The 7515-nt window shown below is 72.4% G+C and carries 4 protein-coding genes and 1 tRNA gene; 3 read left to right on the top strand and 2 right to left on the bottom strand.

Annotated features, from left to right (window positions below):
• Window positions 1-265 precede the first annotated feature (265 nt).
• Window positions 266-338: transfer RNA gene (locus tag ACJA3G_RS24945), tRNA-Ala, on the top strand.
• 61 nt (window positions 339-399) lie between these two features.
• On the opposite strand, the gene ACJA3G_RS24940 is transcribed toward ACJA3G_RS24945, so the two are convergent.
• Both ACJA3G_RS24940 and ACJA3G_RS24935 read right to left on the bottom strand, forming a co-directional pair.
• The gene (locus ACJA3G_RS24940) at window positions 400-1968 is read right to left on the bottom strand and encodes a ferredoxin (protein ID WP_406555282.1); all 1569 of its coding nucleotides are present in this window, start codon (window positions 1966-1968) and stop codon (window positions 400-402) included.
• On the bottom strand, window positions 1965-3410 hold the full coding sequence (locus ACJA3G_RS24935) for a hypothetical protein (protein ID WP_406555281.1): 1446 nt from the start codon (window positions 3408-3410) through the stop codon (window positions 1965-1967). Before ACJA3G_RS24935 ends, ACJA3G_RS24940 begins: the two co-directional genes overlap by 4 nt.
• Before the next feature lie 356 nt (window positions 3411-3766).
• Here ACJA3G_RS24935 and leuS point away from each other — a divergent pair, with 356 nt between their 5' ends.
• Together leuS and ACJA3G_RS24925 are read left to right on the top strand one after the other, a co-directional pair.
• Window positions 3767-6655, top strand: coding sequence for a leucine--tRNA ligase (gene leuS / locus ACJA3G_RS24930; protein WP_406555280.1), 2889 nt, complete (start codon window positions 3767-3769; stop codon window positions 6653-6655).
• A 144-nt stretch (window positions 6656-6799) separates the two neighbouring features.
• The coding region (locus tag ACJA3G_RS24925; protein WP_406555279.1) for a hypothetical protein at window positions 6800-7515 on the top strand (716 nt) is incomplete at its 3' end.

Below are 7515 nucleotides of genomic sequence, written 5' to 3'. Positions count from 1 at the left end.
CCATCAGGTCGATCATCGAGACCCCGGCGGCCCGCTGGGCGGCCCAGAACGCCCCGAAGGAGAGCAGACAGGCCGCCGCGGCGAGCGCCACGGGGCGGCGGACGGGGGTGAGACGGGCGGCGGTGCGCGCGAGCACGTTCACGGTCACGAAAGGGGACGTTACCGGCCCTGTCCGTACAGAACGGCAATCGATTTGGTGGAGTGCCGGGGGGACCGTGTAATGTTCTCGATGTCGCCGGGGGAAACCGGGCGGCAAGCGAAACAAGGGGCTATAGCTCAGTTGGTAGAGCGCCTGCATGGCATGCAGGAGGTCAGGAGTTCAATTCTCCTTAGCTCCACAGTGAAGAAGGCGGCCACCCGATCCGGGTGGCCGCCTTCTCGCCGTTACGGCTCAGCGGGTCAACCGCGACCGCTGCCCAGCGCCTTGCGGGCCGGGGCGGCCAGCGCGGGCAGCTCGGCGGGCGCCCCCTCGATCCGCAGCGCCAGTGCGGGGCACCGGCGCACCGCCCGCTGCGCGCGCCCCCGCAGATGCATGGGGACGGTCGCGTCGGCCACCGCCGGGTAGCCGTCGGCGCCCAGCCGGATCAGCTCCGGAATGAGGTCCGCGCACAGCCCGTGCCCCTCGCACAGCGTCCAGTCGACCAGCACCTTCTCGCCGCTGGGGATGCCCTCCTCCTGGTAGCCGTCGCCCGGCAGCGGCAGCAGACCCAGGGTCGGACGGCCGCAGCCGCCGCCCAGGACGTGCGCCGCCAGGTCGTCGGTGAACGCGTTGACGGTCGACGCCAGGAAGCGGGCCGAGCCGTCCGGGTGCTTGCACGCGCCACGCCCCTTGACCGCGCCCGTCACCTCGCGCAGTGCCTCCAGGGCGGCCGGGCCGCCCCCGTTGAGGACATCCGCCAGACCGCCCGCGGCGGCCGGCAGACCGAGCCGGCACGGTCCGCACTGGCCCGACGTCTCCGCCGCCAGCCAGTTGGCGATCCGCAGCGCCTCGCCCAGCGCACAGGTCTCCTGCCCGATCGGCAGGATCGCGCCCGCGCCCAGCGCGCCGCCCAGCGCCGCCAGCGAGCCCCGCGAGATGACCGCGTCGTGCGCGGCGGACGCGTCCAGCCAGCTGCCGTGGTAGCCGCCGGTCAGCACGCCCTGCGGCACCGGCGGCGCCCCGGCGAGCTGGAGCACGTACCGCAGCGGCACACCCGTCGGCACCTCCACCACCATCGGCCGGGCCACCGCCCCGGAGAGCGTCAGCAGGACCGTGCCGGGCTCGGTGGGCAGCCCCGAGTGGCTGTAGCGGCGCGGGCCGACCCGGGCGGCCACGGCGAGCTGCGCGTACGTCTCCGCGTTGGACAGCAGCGTCGGCGCGCCGCCGATGCCGGTGTCCGAGGCACGCACCTTGCGCCCCGGCGGCATCGCGGGCCCGCCGCCGGCCGCCCGGATCACGGAGGAGGCCTCGCCGGAGACCATGCGTTCCGGAGTGCGCACCACGCGCGCGCGGAGCGCGGTACCGCGCCGGTCGGCCAGCCCCCGCTCGGCGAAGGCGGCGCGGATCGAGGCCTCCGTGGAGTCCCGGGTCACGGCGACGACCAGGGTGCGGGCTCCGAGGGCCTCAGCGGCCAGCAGAGCGCCGTCCAGGACCAGATGGGGGGCGCGGTTCACCAGGACCGTGTCCTTGCGGCAGGCGGGCTCTCCTTCGCTCGCGTTGACCACCACGACCGGACGCACACCCCGCCGGATCGCGGACTTGGCGACCGCCCGCAGCTTGCGGGCGAACGGGAACCCGGCGCCACCGCGCCCGTTGAGCGATATGTCCTCGGCGAGCTGGGCCAGCTGCTCGCCGGGAACCGGCTCCAGCGGGCCGTGCACCTTCAGGTGCATGTCGAGGCCGAGCCGCTCGACGAGGTCGAACCCCGCGGTCAGTTGCGGGAGTCCGACGACCCGCACCTCGGGGACGTCGGGGAGTGGCGCGTTCACGGGCGGTCTCCTGCGGGGCTGTTCCAGGGCTCACCGGCGACGGGCTGGTGGAACGGGCTGGACTGGGGGGAGGGTTCCGGCTGCGGCGCGGCCGGCCCGGGGAACGGCCCCGGAGCCTCGAAGGCGGCGCCGCCTTCTTCGTAGGGGACGGTGGGCAGCGGCGCGGTCTCGTCGAAACCGCCCGGGACCGCCCCGCCGTAGGGCGCGGCGCCGGCGCCGTAGGCCGTGGAGTCGTAGTCCGTCGTGCCGTAGGCCGTCGCGTTGTAGCCCGCGGTGTCGTAGCCCGTGGTGCCGTAGTCCGGTCCGGTGTAGGCCGGGCCGGAGAGGCCGGGGTCTGCGGGGCCGCTGTCTGCCGTGCCGCCGCCGAGGTCCGCGAAGCCGTTCTCCTGGAGCGGCATGTTCTCCGGCGGACGCGGGGTGGGCGTCGGCCAGCTCGGGGCGTACGAGGGCGGCGCGGGCGCCAGGGAGACCGCCCGGTAGGCGGCCGAGATGCCCGGCGCGGGCGCCGGAGCGGGCACGGCACGCCGCGGGCCGGTCCCGTAGAGCTCCTGGCTCTCGTACGGATCGGCCGTCGGCGGGTCGGCCGGGTCGCGCTCGGCGGTGAAGCGGTCGGTCGCGAACGCGTCCGTCGGGTACGGATGCGGCGCGGGCGCCTCGTAGCGGGGAGAGGCGGGATCGGCCGGGTGCGGCTGCGGGGTGGAGGCGTCCGGGGCGATCGCCTGGGCCGTCTCCACGCGCGCGAGGAGCGGCGCCAGCCACCGGACGAGACGCCGGCGCGCCGGGCGCGGCAGCGAGCGGACGACGAGGGCGCCGGCCACACCGGCCAGCGACAGGCTGTAGAGCGTGACGACCCAGCCGGCCGCCTGACGGCCCGCGTACAGACCGTGGACCAGCGCGAAGCACCAGGCCGGGTAGGCCAGCATGTGCACCGAGCGCCAGTGGCCCGCCACCCGGTCGGGATTGGCGAAGGCACTGCGCAGGGCGCCGGTGGCGGCCGTGACGACCATGAGGACCGCGGCGAGGGAGCCGAGGCCGATCAGCCCGTCCGAGCCGGTGACGCCGAGCCCGAAGGGGACCAGGGCGCCGAGCAGGCCCACATGACCGACCGCGATCTTGACGGTGATGTGGACCAGGAGGAAGCCGATCGAGGACACCGCGGTCGCGCGGTGCACGGCCTGGGCGACGAGCCGGTGGCGCGTCGTCATCAGCAGCCGGTCGGTGGCGAGCAGGCCCCAGACGACCGAGGCGGTCAGGCAGACCAGCGACAGGACGCCGGTGGTGAAGTCCAGCGCGGCACGGAAACCGCCGCCGGTCGTGGCGGCGAGCACGGGTATGAGCACCGCCGAGGCGATGAGCACCGCACCGGACGCCCCTCCTTTCACCCGTCCTTTCAGGGACGGGATTTTCAGTGTCGGGGTGGAGCGGGGACTGTGAGGGTTCATGGGGCGACTCCGAAACTTTCAGCAAAGTGGTCCCGTGGCCGCATGCTAGGTCGCCTCATACCAAGCAGTACGGCGTTTGAGTGGTTGCCCCAGAAGAGGTCGGTACGCGGAGTAACCTCTTCCGGCCGCGCTCGTTGAGGCGCCTCGTGAACGCTCAGTGCGGGCCGTGCGGGGCCTGCGGTACCCTGACGCCATGCGTGCCGTACGCCTTCTGCTTAGCGAGCCGCGCTGATCAGTCCCGACCGATGAAAAGAGCCGGTCGGAATCGGCGCGGCGTCCCCTCCTGTGCGAGGGGCTTTTTCGTTTGGTGAATGTCGCAGCCGCTGGCAGAGACGATCGATGGAGCTTTAAGGATCATGAGCGAGACGAATTCCGCTGCCGCAGAGCCGGTGGCGCCGCACCGCTACACGGCCGCCATGGCCGCCGACATCGAGGCACGCTGGCAGGACTTCTGGGACGCCCACGGCACCTACGCGGCGCCGAACCCCAGCGGTGACCTGGCCGGGGACCCGGCGGTCGTCGCCCGGCCCAAGAAGTTCATCATGGACATGTTCCCGTACCCCTCGGGTGCGGGGCTGCACGTCGGCCACCCGCTGGGCTACATCGCGACGGACGTCTTCGCCCGCCACCAGCGCATGACCGGCCACAACGTGCTGCACACGCTGGGCTTCGACGCCTTCGGCCTGCCCGCCGAGCAGTACGCGGTGCAGACCGGCACGCATCCGCGCGCCTCCACCGAGGCCAACATGGAGAACATGAAGGCGCAGCTGCGCCGCCTGGGCCTGGGCCACGACCGGCGCCGCTCCTTCGCGACGATCGACCCGGACTACTACAAGTGGACGCAGTGGATCTTCGTCCAGATCTTCAACTCCTGGTACGACACCGAGGCGAAGAAGGCCCGCCCGATCTCCGAGCTGGTCGCCCAGTTCGAGAGCGGTGAGCGGCAGGCTCCCGGTACGCGCGCGTGGAGCGAGCTGAGCCCCGCCGAGCGCTCCGACGTCCTGGGCGGCTACCGCCTGGCGTACGCCTCGGACGCGCCGGTCAACTGGTGCCCGGGCCTGGGCACCGTACTGGCCAACGAGGAGGTCACCGCCGACGGCCGCTCCGAGCGCGGCAACTTCCCCGTCTTCAAGGCCAAGCTGCGCCAGTGGAACATGCGCATCACCGCCTACGCGGACCGCCTGCTGGACGACCTGGACGCGCTGGACTGGCCCGAGGCCATCAAGCTGCAGCAGCGCAACTGGATCGGCCGCTCCGAGGGCGCGCGCGTGGACTTCGCCGTCGACACCGTCGCCGGCGGCGCCGACGCCATCACCGTCTTCACCACCCGCCAGGACACCCTGTTCGGCGCCACCTACATGGTGCTGGCGCCCGAGCACGAGCTGGTCGACGCGATCGTCCCGGCCGCCTGGCCCGAGGGTACCCACGAGGTGTGGACCGGCGGCCACGCCACCCCGGCCGAAGCCGTCGCCAAGTACCGCGCGTTCGCCGCGTCCAAGTCCGACGTGGAGCGCCAGGCCGACGCCAAGGAGAAGACCGGCGTCTTCACCGGCGCGTACGCGGTCAACCCGGTCAGCGGCGACAAGGTCCCCGTCTTCGTCGCGGACTACGTCCTGATGGGTTACGGCACCGGCGCGATCATGGCCGTTCCGGCGCACGACACCCGCGACTTCGCCTTCGCGCGCGCCTTCGAGCTGCCGATGCGCTGTGTCGTCGAGCCGTCGGACGACCGCGGCACCGACGCCGACACCTGGGACGAGGCCTTCGCTTCGTACGACGCCAAGCTGGTCAACTCCGCCAACGCGGAGATCTCCCTGGACGGCCTGGGCGTCACCGACGCCAAGGCGAAGATCACCGACTGGCTGGCCGAGCGCGGCATCGGCGAGGGCACCGTCAACTTCCGTCTGCGCGACTGGCTGTTCAGCCGCCAGCGCTACTGGGGCGAGCCCTTCCCGATCGTCTACGACGAGGACGGCGTCGCCCACTCGCTGCCCGAGTCGATGCTGCCGCTGGAGCTGCCCGAGGTCGAGGACTACTCGCCGCGCACGTTCGACCCGGACGACGCGGACACCTCGCCGGAGACCCCGCTGTCGCGCAACGAGGACTGGGTGAACGTCACCCTGGACCTGGGCGACGGCCGCGGCCCGCGCCCGTACCGCCGCGAGACCAACACCATGCCCAACTGGGCCGGTTCCTGCTGGTACGAGCTGCGCTACCTGGACCCGCACAACAGCGAGAAGCTGGTCGACCCCGAGATCGAGCAGTACTGGATGGGCCCGCGCGAGGGCCAGCCGCACGGCGGCGTCGACCTGTACGTGGGCGGCGCCGAGCATGCCGTGCTGCACCTGCTGTACGCCCGTTTCTGGTCCAAGGTCCTGTTCGACCTGGGGCACGTCTCGTCCGCCGAGCCGTTCCACAAGCTGTACAACCAGGGCATGATCCAGGCGTACGTCTACCGGGACGCCCGCGGCTTCCCGGTGCCGGCCGCCGAGGTCGAGGAGCGCGACGGCAAGTTCTTCTTCGAGGGCGAGCCGGTCAAGCGCGAGCTGGGCAAGATGGGCAAGTCCCTGAAGAACGCGGTCACTCCGGACGAGATCTGCGCCGAGTACGGCGCGGACACCCTGCGCCTGTACGAGATGGCGATGGGCCCGCTGGACGTGTCGCGTCCGTGGGACACGCGCGCGGTGGTCGGCCAGTACCGCCTGCTGCAGCGGCTGTGGCGCAACATCGTCGACGAGACGACCGGCGAGGTCACCGTCACCGACGCCGAGCCGGACGAGGCGACCTTGCGCGCCCTGCACAAGGCGATCGACGGTGCGGGCGGCGACCTGGCGGAGATGCGCTTCAACACCGCCATCGCCAAGATCACCGAGCTGAACAACCACCTGACCAAGGCGGGCGGCCCGCTGCCGCGCTCGGTCGCCGAGCCGCTGGTGCTGCTGGTGGCGCCGCTGGCCCCGCACATCGCCGAGGAGCTGTGGCGCAAGCTGGGCCACCAGGACTCGGTCGTCCACCAGGACTTCCCGGTCGCGGACCCCGCGTACGTCGTCGACGAGACCGTGACCTGCGTCGTGCAGATCAAGGGCAAGGTCAAGGCGCGTCTGGAGATCCCGCCGAGCATCTCCGACGAGGAGCTGGAGAAGCTGGCCCTGGCCGACGAGGCGGTCGTCGCGGCGCTGGGCGGCGCCGGGATCCGCAAGGTCATCGTGCGGGCGCCGAAGCTGGTGAACATCGTTCCCGCGTGACCGGCTGAGCGGTACTGGGGGGTTCCCCTACGGGCAGGTTGGGGGTTGCCGGGGAACCCCCAGCCCGCCCGTTCCGTTTACGGTGGGAGGGAGCCGGCGGAGCGCGCCGGTGAAGTCAGGCCGATCGCCGACGAGGGGACGTTCATGGAAGCCGCGATCACGATCATGGCTCTGCTGTTCGTGGCCTTCGTCGTGCTGGGCGTGTATATGACGGTGAAGGCGGTCGGCGCCGCGAAGCGGGGCGTGGAGCGCACGGTCACCCAGGCCCGCAAGGCCGTCGAGGACACCACCCTGCGGGCCAAGAGCGTCGGCCAGATCGGGGTGGGCGGCGAGCTCGCACAGCTGCGGCTCTCGTTGCGCACCTCGATGCGGGCCACCCAGGACGCGCTGCACGCGGGCGTGGACCAGGACGCGTCCCTGAAGGAGTCGCTGACCCTCTTCGAGCGGCTGAGCGGCCATGGGCACGAGCTGGACGGCGAGCTCAAGCGTCTGGAGCGCGAGCCCGACAAGCAGCGCATAGCCCAACGGATGCCGGAGCTGCGCGAGCGCACGGAGCGGATCACGCACGCTGCGGACTCGCTGCGCTGGGCGGCCCGGGACCGGGCCCGGCAGTTCGCCGAGGACGACCTGGCGGCGCTGAGCGCGGAGATCGAGGTCGAGTCCGGAGCGTTGCGGGACTGGGCCACGAAGGGGCCGACGACGGGAGTCCCGGACGGGGCGTCCGAACCGGCACCCGCCGCCTCGACCCCGGCCGCCGAGCCCCCGCAGGCGATCGGCGGCGTGAAGCCCACGCCCGTATATCCGTGGCAGAAGGGCCCAAGCCGGAAACGTCGACCAACTGACGGGGGCGGGTACGGGTA

This window comes from Streptomyces sp. YS-3 (assembly GCF_045257485.1).
Classification (GTDB): domain Bacteria; phylum Actinomycetota; class Actinomycetes; order Streptomycetales; family Streptomycetaceae; genus Streptomyces.
The sequence above is the reverse complement of the archived record's forward strand: the minus strand, read 5'-3'. Positions and strand labels throughout refer to the sequence as shown.

Coding starts and splice junctions, on each gene's coding strand:
- ACJA3G_RS24935 (WP_406555281.1), bottom strand. CDS start 3,410: ATGAACCCTCACAGTCCCCGCTCCACCCCGACACTGAAAATCCCGTCC.
- leuS (WP_406555280.1), top strand. CDS start 3,767: ATGAGCGAGACGAATTCCGCTGCCGCAGAGCCGGTGGCGCCGCACCGC.